The sequence below is a fragment of the Micromonospora sp. NBC_01796 genome, from assembly GCF_035917455.1.
GTDB lineage: Bacteria > Actinomycetota > Actinomycetes > Mycobacteriales > Micromonosporaceae > Micromonospora_G.
Genome location: NZ_CP109078.1, coordinates 3977732 through 3993894, shown reverse-complemented (window position 1 = coordinate 3993894; position 16163 = coordinate 3977732). Strand labels below are relative to the sequence as shown.

Annotated in this window: 17 protein-coding genes; 7 read left to right on the top strand and 10 right to left on the bottom strand. The window is 72.2% G+C overall.

Translation table 11 applies throughout. From position 1 onward, the window contains the following. Complete coding sequence (locus OIE47_RS18410) at window positions 1-1035, bottom strand: SIS domain-containing protein (protein WP_326563154.1); 1035 nt, start codon at window positions 1033-1035, stop codon at window positions 1-3. Between the two features lie 218 nt (window positions 1036-1253). On the opposite strand from OIE47_RS18410, the gene OIE47_RS18405 reads away from it, so the two are divergent. Continuing rightward, window positions 1254-3071, top strand: a complete 1818-nt coding sequence (locus OIE47_RS18405; RefSeq protein WP_326562706.1) for a tetratricopeptide repeat protein — start codon at window positions 1254-1256, stop codon at window positions 3069-3071. A 60-nt stretch (window positions 3072-3131) separates the two neighbouring features. On the opposite strand, the gene OIE47_RS18400 is transcribed toward OIE47_RS18405, so the two are convergent. Continuing rightward, a complete protein-coding gene (locus OIE47_RS18400) occupies window positions 3132-4730 on the bottom strand; it encodes an MDR family MFS transporter (RefSeq protein ID WP_326562705.1) in 1599 nt (532 codons plus the stop codon). Between the two features lie 117 nt (window positions 4731-4847). Here OIE47_RS18400 and OIE47_RS18395 point away from each other — a divergent pair, with 117 nt between their 5' ends. Next, window positions 4848-5420: a TetR/AcrR family transcriptional regulator gene (locus OIE47_RS18395; RefSeq protein WP_326562704.1), complete on the top strand. Its 573-nt coding sequence runs from the start codon at window positions 4848-4850 to the stop codon at window positions 5418-5420. Window positions 5421-5466: 46 nt separating this feature from the next. On the opposite strand, the gene OIE47_RS18390 is transcribed toward OIE47_RS18395, so the two are convergent. Together OIE47_RS18390 and OIE47_RS18385 are read right to left on the bottom strand one after the other, a co-directional pair. Then, entirely contained in the window at window positions 5467-5994 is a 528-nt protein-coding gene (locus OIE47_RS18390; protein ID WP_326562703.1) for a GNAT family N-acetyltransferase, read from the bottom strand. Continuing rightward, window positions 5991-6206, bottom strand: coding sequence for a biotin/lipoyl-binding carrier protein (locus OIE47_RS18385; protein ID WP_326562702.1), 216 nt, complete (start codon window positions 6204-6206; stop codon window positions 5991-5993). Before OIE47_RS18385 ends, OIE47_RS18390 begins: the two co-directional genes overlap by 4 nt. Before the next feature lie 143 nt (window positions 6207-6349). Between OIE47_RS18385 and OIE47_RS38025 the strand changes: the two genes are divergently transcribed. Beyond that, window positions 6350-6424 carry a 50S ribosomal protein bL37 gene (locus tag OIE47_RS38025; protein ID WP_369814844.1) on the top strand — a complete coding sequence of 25 codons (75 nt, stop codon included), beginning with the start codon at window positions 6350-6352 and terminating at the stop codon, window positions 6422-6424. A gap of 144 nt (window positions 6425-6568) precedes the next feature. Here OIE47_RS38025 and rsrA read toward each other — a convergent pair whose 3' ends face one another. The 5 genes from rsrA to OIE47_RS18360 all read right to left on the bottom strand — a co-directional run bounded on the left by rsrA (window position 6569) and on the right by OIE47_RS18360 (window position 10156). After that, the gene (gene rsrA, locus OIE47_RS18380) at window positions 6569-6856 is read right to left on the bottom strand and encodes a mycothiol system anti-sigma-R factor (protein ID WP_326562701.1); all 288 of its coding nucleotides are present in this window, start codon (window positions 6854-6856) and stop codon (window positions 6569-6571) included. A 4-nt stretch (window positions 6857-6860) separates the two neighbouring features. Beyond that, a complete protein-coding gene (locus OIE47_RS18375; protein ID WP_442792118.1) occupies window positions 6861-7763 on the bottom strand; it encodes a sigma-70 family RNA polymerase sigma factor in 903 nt (300 codons plus the stop codon). A 289-nt stretch (window positions 7764-8052) separates the two neighbouring features. Then, complete coding sequence (locus OIE47_RS18370; RefSeq protein WP_326562700.1) at window positions 8053-8670, bottom strand: alpha/beta hydrolase family protein; 618 nt, start codon at window positions 8668-8670, stop codon at window positions 8053-8055. Window positions 8671-8721: 51 nt separating this feature from the next. Beyond that, window positions 8722-9120, bottom strand: a complete 399-nt coding sequence (locus OIE47_RS18365) for a WhiB family transcriptional regulator (RefSeq protein WP_326562699.1) — start codon at window positions 9118-9120, stop codon at window positions 8722-8724. A 199-nt stretch (window positions 9121-9319) separates the two neighbouring features. Beyond that, window positions 9320-10156, bottom strand: coding sequence for an SOS response-associated peptidase (locus OIE47_RS18360; RefSeq protein ID WP_326562698.1), 837 nt, complete (start codon window positions 10154-10156; stop codon window positions 9320-9322). A 176-nt stretch (window positions 10157-10332) separates the two neighbouring features. Between OIE47_RS18360 and aroA the strand changes: the two genes are divergently transcribed. From aroA to OIE47_RS18340, 4 genes are all read left to right on the top strand, one after another. Continuing rightward, a complete protein-coding gene (gene aroA, locus OIE47_RS18355) occupies window positions 10333-11640 on the top strand; it encodes a 3-phosphoshikimate 1-carboxyvinyltransferase (RefSeq protein WP_326562697.1) in 1308 nt (435 codons plus the stop codon). A 61-nt stretch (window positions 11641-11701) separates the two neighbouring features. After that, entirely contained in the window at window positions 11702-12892 is a 1191-nt protein-coding gene (rsgA, locus tag OIE47_RS18350) for a ribosome small subunit-dependent GTPase A (protein ID WP_326563152.1), read from the top strand. A gap of 97 nt (window positions 12893-12989) precedes the next feature. Continuing rightward, window positions 12990-13781, top strand: coding sequence for a histidinol-phosphatase (gene hisN / locus OIE47_RS18345; RefSeq protein ID WP_326562696.1), 792 nt, complete (start codon window positions 12990-12992; stop codon window positions 13779-13781). Window positions 13782-13853: 72 nt separating this feature from the next. Next, a complete protein-coding gene (locus OIE47_RS18340) occupies window positions 13854-14729 on the top strand; it encodes a hypothetical protein (protein ID WP_326562695.1) in 876 nt (291 codons plus the stop codon). A gap of 12 nt (window positions 14730-14741) precedes the next feature. On the opposite strand, the gene OIE47_RS18335 is transcribed toward OIE47_RS18340, so the two are convergent. Further along, a complete protein-coding gene (locus OIE47_RS18335) occupies window positions 14742-15941 on the bottom strand; it encodes a glycosyltransferase (protein ID WP_326562694.1) in 1200 nt (399 codons plus the stop codon). Window positions 15942-16163 lie beyond the last annotated feature (222 nt).

Here is a 16163-nt window from a genome sequence, read left to right as displayed (position 1 = left end):
TCAGAGGGTGGAGGTGACCTTGTGCAGGCCGCGCGGTGCGTCCGGGTCCTCGCCCCGGGCCAGCGCGAGTGCGAGCGCGAGCTGCTGCAACGGCAGGATGTCGAGCAGTGGGGCGTACCGCTCGTCGACCTCCGGCACGACCAGCCGGGCGGTGGCACCGGTGACGTCCGCCGGCCCGATCGCGACCACGTCGGCCCCGCGTTCGCCGACCCGGGCCAGCACGTCCCGCATGGCCGTCCCGCCGGGACCGGCGCCGACGACCGCGAGCACCGGTACGTCCGGGTCGGTCATGGCGAGCGGGCCGTGCAGCAGGTCGGCACCGGAGAAGGCGAGTGCCGGCAGGTACGAGGTCTCCATCAGCTTCAACGCCGCCTCGCGGGCGGTCGGGTAGGCGTAACCCCGGCCGGTGGTGACGACCCGGGCGGCGAACCGGTAGCGGGTGGCGAGCTGGCTCGCGGTGGGGTCGGCGAGCGTACGTTCCGCGAGTGCCGGCAGGGCGGCCAGTGCGGCCCGTTCCTCCTCGGGCAGTACGCCGTTCCCGGCGCGTACCCCTTCGATGAGCATGAGCAGGGCGAACAGCTCGGCGGTGTACGTCTTCGTGGCGGCCACGGCCCGCTCGTGTCCGGCGGCGACGTCGATCGAGAGTTCGGCGACTCCGGTCAGCGGCGAGTCGGGGGCGTTGGTCACGGCGAGGGTGAGCGCGCCGGAGGCACGGGCCTGCCGCACCACCTCGGCCAGGTCGGACGACCCGCCGCTCTGGCTGACCGCGATGACCAACGCGCCGGACAGGTCGGGGCGGGCGCCGAAGAGGGTGACCGCGCTCGGCGAGGCGAGCCCGGCGGGCAGACCGAGCCGGATCTCGGTGAGGTACGCGGCGTAGAGCGCGGCATGGTCGGAGGTGCCACGGGCGGTGAACACGACGTGCCGGGGTCGGCGTTCGGCGATGACGGCGGCGATCCGGGCGATCGGGTCGGCCTGCGCCGGCTCCAGCAGGCGCGCGAAACCGGCCGGCTGCTCGGCGATGTCGGCCGCCATACCGGCTCCCGGATGTGCCACGAGGACCTCCCCATCATGCGCGATTGCCGCGCGTTTCATGCTCAGTCTTGCACGAAGATAAGCGTAGGAGCAATCAAGCAAGCAGTATCGAGCAGATAATCACCGCCTCTCCCGATCATGCTTTAGGCTTCCCGACCCAGGGGGGAACGAACGCGCGACGAGAGGCCGACACCGTGTCCGAGGGAGTGTCCGAGGGAATGGACGACCCACGGCTGTCGGCCGAGGGGGAGTTGGCGTTGGCCCGACTGGCCCTGGACGAGGGCGACCTGCGGCACGCGGCCGGGCACCTCGCGGGCGCGCTCGCGTACGCGCCGACGATGCCCGAGGTGCACGAGGTCCTCGCCCGGCTGGCGGCCCGCAGCGAGGGCGGGGTGGACCTCTTCCCGCTCGACCACCACCCGTTCATCGGTGCCGTGGTGGCCCGCGCCCACCTGCTCGCCGCCACCGGCAAACCCGACGAGGGTCTCGAACTGCTCGCCGCCGCGACCGCGCACGCCCCGGGCGCCGACTGGGCCGGGGTGCCCTGGGTCAGCACCCCCGAACTGCCGGCCCTGCTCGACCCGGAGCAGATCGCCCGGCTGCTGATGCAGATCTGCGCCGCCGTCGCCGACCCGGTCGACGAGGACGAACGGGAGCCGCTGCGGCCGTACCTGTTGCTGGCCCGGCACGCGATCGACACGTACCCGGACCACGGCCTGCTGCTCGGCGCGGCGTCCGCGCTGGCCCGCCGGGTCGGGGCGATCGACCAGGCGGTGACCTGGGCGGACGCCGGGGCCCGGATCATGCCGTCGAAGCTCGCCGAGGTGTGGCTCGGTTACGCCTACCGCAGCGCCGGGCGCACCGCCGAGGCGCTCGCCGCGCTGAACCGGGCCGTCGACCACGACCCCGACGACCTCTCCGTGTACGCCGACATCGCCGGCACCCTGGCCGACCACGGGCGCCTGGACGAGGCACTCGGCTGGATCGACCGGGCCCTGCTGCGGGATCCCACCTTCGACTGCGCGGTGCACACCGGTCACCGGCTCCGCTACCAGCGCGACGGCCGCCTCGCACACCTGGTGGCGCTGGCCGACTTCCGCCGCGACCACCCGGACGACACCCACGAGCACGGCGACCTGGCCGAGTGCTGCCAGGGGCAGCCCTGGCTGGGGCAGATCCCGGCGGCCGGCGAGGCGGTCACCAACGTGCTCCGGCAGGTGCTGGCCGACGAGGGCCCGGTACGGGGCGGGCAGTTGCGGCTCAGCGGGCTGGAGCCGCCGAGCGCGATGCGGGCGGTGGCCGCTGCCGTACCGGGGTTGGCCGTGGAGGTGGCCGAGGTGGCCGCCCCGGACATCCGGGAGCCCCGACGGTCGTCGGCCCGACGGCTCTGGAGCTACCAGGGCACGATCGCCGTACCGGCGCTGCCGGCACCGTCACCCACCGCCGTCGACCGGATCCGCCAGCTCGCTCACCCGGCCTGGCCGCACCCGCCGGCCGCGTACGACGCCGCGGTCGGCCTGGCCACCCTGGAGGTCGACGACCTGCTCGGGCTCCTGGTGCACCCGCCCGCGCCACCGGCCACCCCGCTGGGCCGGACGTTGGCAGAACACGACCCGACCCTCTGGGTACGGTGCGTGCAGGTCTGGGCCTGCCTCGGGCTGCTGCACCACCGCACCGACGAACCGTGGGCCGACTCGACCCGGCGCCGGGTCCTGGTCGACCTGGTCTGGGGGGTCGAGGACTGGGTCACCGAGGCGGCGCTCTGCGCGCTGGTCACCGCGGCCTGGGTCGATCCGGCGGTCCGCGCCGACGTGGCCGCGATCGCCGCCGAACGGCTCGCCGACAGTGTCACCGTGGCCCGGCAGCGCCCCGTCTCGATCGCCCGCTCCCTGGCCCAACTGGTCCTGGCCACCCCCGAGATAGACCCGGACACCCGGGCCACCGCACGCACGATCCTGGCCACCGAGACCCCCGCCGCCCGCCCGTACCGCTGGCTGTCCCGGCTCTGGCACCACCTGCGCCGCCCCCGCCCCTGACGTGGACACGAACGCGCCGGCCCCGTTGACCGCGGGACCGGCGCGTTCGTACGGGACAGGTCAGTGCACCGGGGCGTTGGCCAGAGCCGTCTCGGCCTGCTCCTCCGGGGTTCCGTCGGTCGGGGCGTTGCTGTCGCGCAGCGGGATCTCCTTGATGAACCAGGCGAGCACCGCGACCGCGGCGGCGAAGAAGACCGCCCAGGTGAAGACGCCGGAGATCGAGTCCGCCAGCCCGCCGAGCACCCCGTCGCGTACGTTCGGCGCCAGGTCGCCCAGCTTGGCCGGGTCCACCCCGCCCCCGCCGCCGCTGGTGAGCTGGTCCGCGGCCTGGGCACCGAGCCGGTCGGAGAGGCTGTCGTGCAGCCGGTTGGCGAACACGGCGCCGAACAGCGAGATGCCGAACGAGCCACCGATCGACCGGAAGAAGGTCGCCGCACCGCTGGCCGCGCCGAGGTCCTTCTGCTCGACGCTGTTCTGTGCGATCAGCATCGAGGTCTGCATCAGGAAGCCCATGCCGACGCCGAGTACGACCATGTAGAGCGACAGCACGGTCTTGCTGGTGTGTACGTCGATCATCATCAGCAGCGCCATGCCGGCGGTCATCGCGACCCCGCCGATGATCGGGTAGATCCGGTACCTACCGGTCTTGGTGATCATCCGACCGGCGATGATCGAGACGACCAGCATGCCGAACATCAGCGGGAGCAGCAGCAGGCCGCTGTTGGTCGCCGAGGCACCCTGCACGGTCTGCTGGAACAGCGGCAGGAAGTTCATCGCGCCGAACATGGCGAAGCCGAGCAGGAAGCCGACCGCCGAGATGACCGCGAAGTTGCGGTTGGTGAAGAGGTTCAGCGGCAGGATCGGCTCCTGCACCCGCCGTTCCACCACGGCGAAGACCGCCAGGGTGACCACGGCCAGTGCGGCGAGGCCGAGGATCTGCGGCGAGGTCCAGTCGTACTCGTTGCCGCCCCAGGTGGTGATCAGCACGATCGCGGTGATGCCGACCGACAGCAGGGCCGCGCCGAGCCAGTCGATCCGGTGCTCGGTGCGGTACTTCGGCAGGTGCATCCGGGTGATCAGCACGATCAGCGCGAGGCCGCCCAGCGGCAGGTTCACGTAGAACGCCCAGCGCCAGGAGAGGTTGTCGGTGATGAAGCCGCCGACCAGCGGCCCGGCAACCATGGCGATGGCCATGATGCCGGCCATCAGGCCCTGGTAGCGACCGCGCTCGCGGGGCGGCACCAGGTCACCGATGATGGCCATCACGCCGACCATCAGACCGCCGGCCCCGAGGCCCTGGATGGCCCGGAACGCGATGAGCTGGATCATGCCGTCCTTGGCGCCACCGAACATCGGTGAGCCGGCCATGCCGCAGAGCGCGGAGCCGATCAGGAAGATCACGATCGAGGTGAGGAAGACGGCCTTGCGGCCGTACAGGTCGCCGAGCTTGCCCCAGATCGGCGTCGAGACGGTGGTGCCGAGCACGTACGCCGTCACTACCCAGGTGAAGTGGTTCAGCCCGCCGAACTCGCCCACGATCCGGGGCAGTGCGGTGCTGACGATCATGTTGTCGAGCATCGCGAGCATCATCGCGATCATGAGACCGGTGAGCACGACCCGGATGTTCGGTCGTGCCACCGCCTGCTCGGTTGTGGTCATCGGTAAGCTCCCCCTGAGCTGTAACCAACTTACTTGCCGGCCGGCTAGCGCCCTTACTAGCCGTACGGTAAGCTGGCGCCCAGGTCCAGTCAAGCCAATTCGACATGCGGGGGTCGGGTGTCTGAGAACACAGGCAACACCAGGGCCCGCATCCAGTCGGTCGCGCTGGAGCTCTTCACCGAGCAGGGCTACGAGAAGACCTCGCTGCGCGAGATCGCGGAACGACTGGGCGTGACCAAGGCCGCCCTCTACTACCACTTCAAGAGCAAGGACGACATCGTCAACAGCTTCGTCGAGGACCGGCTCGACCGGCTCGACGGACTGATCAAAATGGGTGCGGAGCCGCCGGTCGACGTGGCGGCACGGCGGCGGGAACTGCTCAGCCGCTACGCCGACGAGTTCTTCGGCAGCACCGGGCACTCGGTGATGCGGTTCTTCGACCAGAACCAGACCGTGCTCAAGAGCCTGCCGGCCGGGCAGATGATGCGGGAGCGCCTGCTCCAACTCGCCACGGTGCTGGCCTGGCCACAGGACTCACCGACCGCACAGCTGCGGGCCACGCTCGCGCTGTTCGCCGTACACAGCAGTTGGTTCGCGATCCGCAGCCCGGAGATCACCGACGCGCAGCGGCGCGAACTCGCGCTGGAGATCGCCCACGAACTGCTCGACCGGATCGACGGCACGCCGTAACCGGCGCTCGTCACCGCCCGACGGGACCCGCCGGGCGGCAGGACGGTCAGGCGGTTGCGGTGGGGGCGGTCGACGGGGCCAGTTCCAGGCGCAGGGCCAGCAGGTCCACCCCGGCGGCCGGGGCCCAGTCCCGCTCGGGGATCCGGACGAATCCCAGCCGGGCGTAGAGGCGCCGGGCGCCCGCCACGAAGTCGCGTACGCAGATCACCACGGCACCGAAACCCAGCTCGGTGGCGCGGGTCAGACAGGTCCGGGCGAGCAGCTCGCCGACGCCCCGTCCCTGGGCCGCCGGATCGACCGCCAGCATCCGGAACTCCGCCTCACCGGGGCTTGAGACCTCCGCGTACGGGGTGCCGGGCAGCACGAACAGCACCGACCCCACCACCCGGTCGGTACGGGTGTCGACGGCGACCAGCAGCTCGCCCTCGGCCGCCCGCCCGGCAACGTCGTTCAGCGTGCTGGCGTAGTCGTGCTCGCTGTTGAGCTGCCCGCTCGCCCGGTACGCCGCCACGGTCAGCTCGGCGATCACCGGGAAGTCCGCCGACACCGCGGGCCGGACGAGCAGATCCGTCATTCGATGACCGCGATCAGGTCACCGTCCTGCACCACGTCGCCCTCGTTGACCGCGAGCTGGCTGAGCACGCCGTCGGACTCCGCGATGACCGGGATCTCCATCTTCATCGACTCGAGAATCACCAGCGTGTCGCCCTCGGAAACGGTGTCGCCAGCGGTGGCGACGACCTTCCAGACGTTCGCCACCATCTCGGCGCGAATCTCCTCGGCCATGGTGTGGCCCTCCCTCGTCGACGCGGTGTTGCTGCGAACGGTATCCAATCATGCGGCGGCCCGCGCCGGGGCCACGGCGGGGCGGACTAACATCATCGGGTCAACTCCCGGTCCCGGGAGAACCTGTCCGACGGGAGGCCAGCATGGCGAAGAAGTCTCGCAAGAAGAAGGCTCGGAAGAAGAGCGCCGCCAACCACGGCAAGCGCCCCAACTCCTGACCGAAGCTCGACGCCGCCCGGCGGAGATGCTCGGCGGTCCCGCGGCGGGCCCTGAACCAGGGCCCGCGCGGGACCACAACGTCGATGCGTACGGGTCTGGCGGGTGGCCGATCCCCCGGGCGGCAGGCTCCGGGGTCGGGTGGGTCAGTCCGGCAGGTATTCGCGGGACTGGTCGGTCTCGAAGACCAACTCGGTGAGGCGGAGCCGAAGCCGCTCGCGCAACTCCGTCGGCGCGGTCTCGTTGCCGCAGCAGCGGGCGACCAGCGCCTTCACCTCCTGCTCGATGCCGTACTCGCGCAGGCATCCCGTGCAATCGTCGAGATGGTCGCGAATCAGATTCCGTCGCTCGTCGGCGCATTCCAGGTCGAGGTACAGATAGACCTCGGCAAGCACCTCACGACAATCGGTCTCGTGCGGTTCACCGCAACTCACGGTCCTACACCTCCCGGCCGGCTGCGGCGGAGTCCTTGGACGTCGCCGCCGCATGGAAGCCCCGGTCTGCGGCGTAACGCTCGAGCAGCTTGCGCAGATTGCGCCGACCCCGGTGCAGCCGGGACATTACCGTACCGATGGGCGTTCCCATGATGTCCGCGACCTCCTTGTAGGAGAAGCCCTCGACATCAGCCAGATAGACGGCCAGCCTGAATTCCTCCGGCAACTGCTGCAACGCCTGCTTGACGTCGCTGTCCGGCAACCGGTCCAGTGCCTCGGTCTCGGCGGACCGCAGGCCACTGGAGGTGTGCGACTCCGCCTCGGCCAACTGCCAGTCGGTGATCTCCTCGGTCGGCGCCTGGATCGGCTGACGCTGCCGGCGCCGGTACGAGTTGATGTAGGTGTTGGTCAGGATGCGGTAGAGCCAGGCCTTGAGGTTGGTGCCCTCTTCGAACTGGTGGAAGGCCGCATACGCCTTCAAAAAGGTCTCCTGGACCAGATCCTCCGCATCGGCCGGATTACGGGTCATCCGCAGGCCGGCGGCGTAGAGCTGGTCGACGAACGGCAGGGCGTCGCGCTCGAACCGCGCCCGACGCTCGTCCGTCGCCTTGTCCGGTTGTGTCAACCGCACATCCCCCCGCCTCGGTTGCGCGTCCCGGTAGCGGCCGGAGACGGACGGCCGGGACGTGCTCAGGACCAGCCCCGACGGCGCCAACGACGCCACGGAACCAGTCGACTTTCCCGCCGAGGATACGCGGAATTCGGGGCCCGTAGATCGGGTTCCGGCCGTGCTGGTGCTCACCGTGCGCAGTTCGCGTGTCGCTCGTCCCACACCTCGGGCACCCACCGGGCGATGTGGGCCCGTGTGGTGTTCGGCGCGCTGCGGATTCCGTGTTTCGGTCGGCACCGGTCAACCCCCTCGCGCTGAGTAGCTTCCGGAGGTTGTAACGCTGGGCGACCGGTGGGGCATTCCGGTGATCCCGGCCCCATCCCTGGTCCCGGCCGGCAACCCGTGGCTGGGGCCGTCCACGACTGGGACCAGGAAGGGCCTGGGAGGATGATGCCGAGCCCTCGTCCTACGTACTGCTGCTGTCCCCTCGGGTGTCCGGCATCATGAGAAGCAACGATCTCCCCAGGCCGGGGAAACGGTCCGGTTCCGGGTCAGCAGCCGGTCAGAATGACCACTGGTACGCCCGTCAGCGGGCCCAACCCCGCTCCCGCAGCCAGGTCACCGCGAGCGACGCCGTACCGGCCGGATCCCGGCGCAGGTCATGCCCCTCGCCGGGGCGTACGAGCACGCTCACCCCGGCGGTGGCGGGCGGGAGTCCGAACGGATCCCGATCCCCGTTGAGCACCAGCGTGGGCAGCCCGGTCAGCAGCTCGGCCGCACGGGACCGCTCGGGCCGACCCGGCGGATGGAGCGGGAAGGCGAGCGCCACGATTCCGGCCGCACCGGTCGCCACCGACGTCCGGCAGGCCACCCGGGCACCGCTGGACCGCCCGCCGACCACCAGCGGCAGCCCCGGATACCGATCCGCCAGCACGGCGACCACCGCCGTCCAGGCCTCGTCGAGGTGCCCCGCGGGTGCCGGAGCCCGCCGCCCGGCGACCCGGTACGGCTGGGTGATTCGCGCCACAAGAACACCGGACGCCCCCGCCCGATCACGCAGAGCGATCAGGTCGGGAGCGTCCACGCCACCGCCTGCACCATGTCCGAGCATCAGCAGACTGACGGGCGAGCCGGCGTCGGGCGGGTCGACCTCGACCCGCGCGGGCCCTCTCGGGGTATCAACAACCTGGTCACCGTGGAGCACCCGGTCATTCTGCTCCCCGCCGGAACCGCGCCGGCCCGCCCGGTCGTCAGCTCAACGGCTCAATGGCACCAGCGTCAGCAGCCGGTCTCTCACCGGCGGCCCGCCGTCGTCCACCACCGCGTCCGGATCACGCTGCACCTGACCCCGCCAGGCGACCAGCATGGCCCTGCGTTCCCGGGGCGTGGTGCCGCCCCATACGCCGTGGCAGTCGCCCACCTCCAACGCCCAGGCCAGACAGGCCCCCTGGACATCGCAGGTACGGCAAAGCGCAACTGCCGCATCGGCCGGTTCACTCGGTGCCGGAAAAAATGTTTCCGGGTCCACGCTCTGGCATACGCCCCTGGTACGCCAGGCATCGTCAAGTTGCCGCTCCGCCACTGCCCGCAACAATCGCGGGTCACGCCGTGCTGCGGCAACCTCGTGCGGGCGTGGCATCCGCGCCCGTGTCATCCACCCACCTCCCCCGTGGGACCGGCATGATCGGTGGGCCTCACCCGCCCGGTGCGAATCCGTACCCACTGCCGGCGCTGTGTTCTATCGCACTATTGCGGGCGGAGACAAGGGTTTGCCGGGAACCTGCGCGAAGTCCAGGGCGACGATTCACCCCTAACTCTGGCAAATCAGCACGCGCCAATGTGGCGGGCGACGCTCAGAAAAGCGTCAATTCGTCGGGCGCGGCCGGGTCCGTACGCAATGGGGGTGCGCTGACCCGGGCGACGAGTTCGGGGCCGTCGTTGCGGACGTCGCCGACGCCCCGGCCGACCGGACGGATCTCGATTCCGGCGAGCATCTGCGCCGACGGCGGCGCGAGCAGACGTTCCGCCGAGTCCCCGCCGTCGAGCCAGTCGTCCCAGCGCTCCGGCGCGAGCAGCAACGGCATCCGGTCGTGTACGTCGGCCAGCTCACCGACCGCAGCGGTGGTGATCACGCTGCAGCTCAACAGTGGGCCGTCCGGACCCTTCCAGACCGACCAGAGGCCGGCGAGGGCCAGCACGCCGCCGTCGGCGGGAGTCATGAAGTACGGCTGCTTGGTGCCGCCGTCACCGCGTACCCACTCGTACCAGCCGTCGGCCGGGACGAGGCAGCGGCGCCGGGCGAACGACCGCGCGTACGCGTTGGTGGTGGCGACCGTCTCCGCCCGAGCGTTGATCATGCGAGCGCCGCCCCGGGCGTCCTTCGCCCAGGCCGGCACGAGTCCCCACCGGGCGACCGAGAGCGCCCGGCGCCGGGCGGCCGGAGCGTCGCCGGTGCCGTCGGCCCGGTCATCCGCCACGTCGGGGTCGGCCTGGTTGTCCCGGTCCCGGAGGTCGGCACCGGCGGAGCGGTCGTCGGCCGGGCCGGCGGTGGCGGACATCCGGACGATCGGCACCGGATCGGTCGGCGCCACGTTGTAGTCCGCGTCGAGCCGGCCGCCCGTCTCGTCGAACGACTCGAAGAGCTGGCTCAGGTCAGCCGCGCTGCGGGTCGTCGCGTACCTCCCACACATGACCCCAACGCTAGCCCCTGGAGCCGGTCGCCGGCCGCCCCCGAGATCAACCTGCTACCGCACCGAGATCAATCGGGCGGCCAGCGGAGATCAACCCGAATTCCGGCCGTCCCGGCAAGCGGGAGCGCCCGGACCGCCGAGTCCGGCGCAGCCACCCGGCGCGGCAGAATGTACGGGTGGCAAACCTGACCGCGACCCGTCCCACCCAGCCGTGGAGCGCGCCGACCGCGACCGACCCGGTGGTGACGACGCTCACCCTGCCCGGGTCCAAGTCGATGACCGCGCGTGCCCTCGTACTGAGCGCCGTCGCGGTCGGCTCGTCCACCCTCCGCCGGCCGCTGCGGGCCCGCGACACCGAACTGATGGCCGCCGGGCTGCGCGCCCTCGGCACCCAGGTGTCGACCGTCGACGAGGAACGCTGGCTGGTCCGGCCGAACCCGCTGCGCGGACCGGCCCACGTCGACATCGGCCTGGCCGGCACCATCATGCGGTTCGCACCGGCCGTCGCCGGGCTGGCCCACGGTCCGGTCACCTTCGACGGCGACCCGCACGCCCGGACCCGCCCGGTCGGCCCGCTGCTCGACGCGCTGCGCCACATCGGCGTACGGATCGACGCCGCCCCCGGGGACCGGCTGCCGCTGACCGTGCACGGCGTCGGCGAGGTGGCCGGCGGCGAGGTGGTCATCGACGCCTCGGCCTCCAGCCAGTTCGTCTCGGGGTTGCTGCTCGCCGCACCCCGGTTCACCAACGGCATCACCGTGCGCCACGTCGGCCCGCCGGTCCCGTCCGCCCCCCACCTGCGGATGACCGTGCAGATGCTGCGCGCGGCCGGGGCCGGGGTCGACGACACCACGCCGGACGTCTGGGTGGTCGAGCCGGGGCGCCTGTCCGGTCGCGGCTGGGACATCGAGCCGGACCTCTCCGGTGCGGTGCCGTTCTTCGCCGCAGCCCTGGTCACCGGCGGCTCGGTGACCCTGACCGACTGGCCGCACAGCAGCCTGCAACCGGTCGACACCCTCCGTACGCTGCTGCGCCGGATGGGCGGCGAGGTCACGCTGGACACCGACGGGCTGACCGTACGCGGCACCGGGGTGATCCGCGGCATCGACGCGGACCTCTCCGACGTCAGCGAGCTGACCCCGGTGCTGTCCGCGCTCGCGGCCCTGGCGGACGGCCCGTCCCGGCTGCGCGGGGTCGGACACATCCGGGGCCACGAGACCGACCGGCTGGCCGCCCTGGCCAACGAGCTGACCAGCCTCGGCGCGCACGTCGTCGAATCCCCCGACGGCCTGGAGATCCACCCCCGACCGCTGCACGGGGGGACCTTCCGGACCTACGCCGACCACCGGATGGCGCACGCCGCCGCCGTGATCGGGCTGACCGTCGCCGGGATCGAACTGGACGACGTGGGGTGTACCTCGAAAACCCTGCCGGAGTTCCCGGCACTATGGTCAGCGATGGTGGCCGGCGACGAGAACGCGTGACAGCCGACCCCCGATCCGCTCCGCGAAGGGCGCGGACGCGGCACCGAACGAGGGGGCTGAGCTGACCGGCAAACGGCGGGAGTACCGCGAGGAGGACGTCCGGATCCGGCCGGGCCGTTCGTCGCGCCCCCGTACCCGCACCCGGCCCGCGCACGACGACGCCGTACCCGCGTTCGTGGTCACCGTCGCTCGGGGCCGCTACATCTGTGTGCTCTCCGAGGACGACGACGGGCGGCACGGGCCGAACGACGGATCGGCCGCCGCCCCCATGGTCACCGCGATGCGGGCCCGGGAACTGGGCCGCAAGTCGGTGGTGGTCGGCGACCGGGTCTTCCTAGTCGGGGAGACCACCGGCCGGGACGGGGCGCTGGCCCGGATCGTCCGGATCGCCGAACGCAGGTCGGTGCTGCGGCGTACCGCCGACGACGACGACACCACCCCCGAGGGCCGGCTCGAACGGGTCGTGGTGGCCAACGCCGACCAGCTCGTGATCGTCAGCTCGCTGGCCGACCCGCCACCGCGTACCGGGTTCATCGACCGGTGCCTGGTCGCCGCGTACGACGCGGACGTCGAGCCGCTGCTCTGCCTGACCAAGTCGGACCTGGCCGGGCCGGAGGAGGTGCTCGACTACTACGCCGAGCTGGACCTGCGGCACGTCCTGGTCCGGCCCGACTCCGACCTGGCCGAGCTGCGCCGCCTGCTCGGCGACCGGGTGTCGGTGATGGTCGGTCACTCCGGGGTGGGCAAGTCGACCCTGGTCAACCGGCTGGTCCCGGACGCCGACCGCGCGGTCGGTGTGGTCAGCGCGGTCGGCCGGGGCCGACACACCTCGACCAGTGCCGTGGCGCTGCACCTGCCTCCGCTGCCGACCGCGGCAGCCCCCGACTCCGGCATCGACGCCGAGCCGGACGCCTCCGGCGGTGAGACGGACGGCGGCGAGCCGGGGCTGGTCGAATCCGGCGTCGTGTCGGGCGGCGAGGAAATCAAGCCCGGTAGGGACGTCGGCGCCGGATGGATCATCGACACACCGGGGATCCGGAGCTTCGGGCTCGCCCACGTCTCCGCCGACAGCCTCCTGCACGGCTTCGCCGACCTGGTCGAGGGGACGGTGGACTGCCCGCCCAACTGCGAGCACACCGCCACCGACGCCGAGTGCGCGCTGCCCGCCTGGGTGGCCGCCGGACACGCCGACGCGCGCCGGCTGGCGTCGTACCGCCGGTTGCTGGCGTCCCGGGCCGGCGAGACCGAGTAGCCCGTCGTCGGCGACCCACGCGGACCGGGTGGCCCGCGCCACGCGGAGGGTGGGTCCTTGATCGCGTCGCCCCCCGAACTCCGCTACCTTTCCGGCCATGGCCCGGTATGCGGATGATCTGTCCCTCGCCCACGTGCTCGCCGACACCGCGGACTCGATCTCGACGGCCCGGTTCCGAGCACACGACCTGCACGTGGAGTCGAAGCCGGACCTGACCCCGGTGACGGACGCGGACCAGGCGGTCGAGCGGGCGATCCGGGCCACCCTGGCCCGTACCCGCCCCCGCGACGGCGTCATCGGCGAGGAGTACGGCAGCGCCGCGCCGTCCGCCGGCTCCGGCACCCGGCAGTGGGTGATCGATCCGATCGACGGCACCAAGAACTTCGTCCGGGGGGTGCCGATCTGGGCCACCCTGATCGCCCTGATGGAGGGGGACCAGCCGGTTGTCGGGCTGGTGTCCGCACCGGCCCTGGGGCGCCGCTGGTGGGCCGCCACCGGCCACGGGGCGTACGCCGGGCGGCACACCGCCGCGGCCACCCCGATCAAGGTCTCCGGCGTACGGCGACTCGCCGACGCGAGCGTCTGCTACTCGTCGCTCGACGGTTGGGCCGAGAACGGGCGCCTGCCGGCGATGCTGGACCTCATCCAGGGTGGGTGGCGCAGCCGCGCGTACGGCGACTTCTACGGCTACATGCTGGTCGCCGAGGGAGCGGTCGACATCATGGTCGAACCGGAGCTGTCGCTCTGGGATCTGGCCGCCCTGATTCCCATCGTCACCGAGGCCGGCGGCACCTTCACCGACCTCGCCGGGCGTCCGGGTCCGGCCGGGGGCAGCGCCGTGGCCAGCAACGGGCTCCTGCACGAGGACCTGCTCCAGCGCCTCGGCTAGGCGTCTTCCCGCCCCTTGTCCACCGTCGCGGGCCGATCGGCGGCTCGGGGCGGGAACCTCTATCCTCGCCGGATGGCTTCTGCGGGCTGGTGCTTCCTGGCGGGCATGATCATCGCCTACGGTGTCGCCAACCTGCTCCAGTCGGTGGCCGCCGCGCGGACCACCGTCCACCACAGCTTCGATCCGGGTCTGCTGCTGCGCCTGGCCTGCCAGCGGACGTACCTGCTGGGGCTCGGCTGCCAGGTGCTCGGTTTCGTGCTCGCCTTCCTGGCCCGGCGGGACCTGCCACTGTTCCTGGTCCAGGCCGCGGTGGCGGCCGGGCTGGGTGTCACCGCGCTGCTCGGGGTGCTGCTGCTCAACTGGCGGCTGCCGGTGACCGAGGTGGTCCTGCTGGTGCTGCTCCTGGTCGGGATCACCGCCCTGGTGCTGGCCGCGAGGCCGGCGCACTCCCGGCCGCTCGGCCCGACGGCGGTGGTCGCCCTGGTCGCGACCCTCGGCCTGATCGGTGCGCTCGGTTTCTTCGCGGTACGCCTGCACGGCGCGCCGGGTTCGGTGGCGCTGGGCGCGCTGGCCGGGCTGGCGTTCTCCGCGGCGGCGGTGTCCGCCCGACCGTTGGCCTCGGCGGAGTCGTTCGCCGCGTGCGTCCGCGACCCGTTGTTCTACCTGCTGATCGCGCACTCGATCGTCGGTCAGCTCCTGCTCGGGCTGGCCATGCAGCGGGGTTCGACGACCGCCGCGGTCGCCGCGATGGACGCCGCCGGGGCGCTGCCGGCCGCGGTGGTCGGGCTGCTGCTGCTCGGTGACCGGATCTGGCCGGGGCGGGAGTGGTTGGCCGGGCTCGGTTTCCTGCTCACCCTCGCCACGGTGGTCGGCCTGACCCGGTACGCCGAACCGCAGCACCAGCGCGCCGCCACCACCGTCCGGCACCCGCCCCGGGTGCCCGTGTAGCCCCTGCCGGCCCTACAGCTCGGCGTCGGGGTTGCGGCGGCGTACCACCTTCTCGTAGACCCGCTCCAAAGCGCCTGCGGTCCGTTCCCAGGTGTAGCTGCACCGCACCCGGTCCACCGCCGCGTGCCCGTACGCGAACCGCCGGGCGTCGTCGGTGAGCAGCCGGCGCAGGGTCACCCCGAGCCCGCGTACGTCACCGGCCGGGACGAGACGTCCGGTGACCTCGTCCACCACGGTGTCGGCGATGCCGCCCAGGGCGTAGCCGACGACCGGCACCCCGCACGCCATCGCCTCCAGCGGCACCCGCCCGGCGGCGGCGTACCGCTGGGTGCAGGCGACCACGTCGGCGGAGCGGTACCAGGCCGGCATCCGTACGTGCGGCACGTCACCGATCAGGAGCACCCGGTCGCCGACGCCGTTCTGCGCCGCCAGTTCCCGGATCCGGCGGGCGTCGGGATCGTGGTCGAGCGCGTCCCCCGGCGGGCCACCGAGGATGATCAGTTCGGCGTCGCCGACCAGGCGCAGCGCCCGGATCAGGTCCTCCTGTCCGTGTCCGGCCGACAGGCCGCCGACGGAGAGGATCCGGGACCGGCGCCCGCGCGGGGCCGCCTCGCCGTCGGGGGTGAACCGGTCGACGTCGACACCGGCGGGGACCACCGTGACCGCCGCCCGGTCCAGGCCCATCCGGGTCAGCTCGTCCACCTCGTCGGTCGACTGGGCCACCGCCAGGTCGACCGCCCGGGTCAGCGCGCGTTCCAGGGCGATCCGCTCCCCCGGTCCGGCGTACTCCCGGCCGAGGTGGCGCAGTTGCTCGGCACCGAGCGAGTGGAAGGTCTGTACGACCGGAATCCTGGTCTCCCGTACGGCGTTCGCCGCCGCCAGGCCGCCGATCCAGAAGTGGCCGTGCACCACGTCCGGGGCCCAGTCGGCGGACCAGTGTTCGATCAACCAGCGCCCGAACTCGGAGACGTGCGGCACCAGGCTGGCGGTCGGGGCGCGGGTCGACGGGCCGACCGGCACCCGCTCCACCCGGTAACCGTCGGCGTCGGTGGTGTCCGGCAGCTCCGGATCCTCCCGCCGTTCGTAGACCCGTACGTCGTGACCCCGGCCGCTGAGTTCGGCGGCTACCCGCGCCACATGCTGCTGGGTACCGGTCGCCGTACTGGACGGGCCGGGTGGGCCAGCGTGTGCGCGGACGAGGCCGACACGCATCGGGTCACCTCCATCGAGGGTGGCCGGACCAGCGGCAGACTGGCCGGGGCGGTCTCCCGGTGGCGGGCACGCCGAACGGGTGACTGGGCCAACAGGCTTTCGAACAGAGTCTCCCGTTAACCGGGCCCGGCGGAGCCGAAACCTGCAACTCGGGCCGGTGGCCCCCGACGGCCGGGTACGCCCAGCGCTCGGCGTACCCGGACGATCGGACGGGAGCGCCCG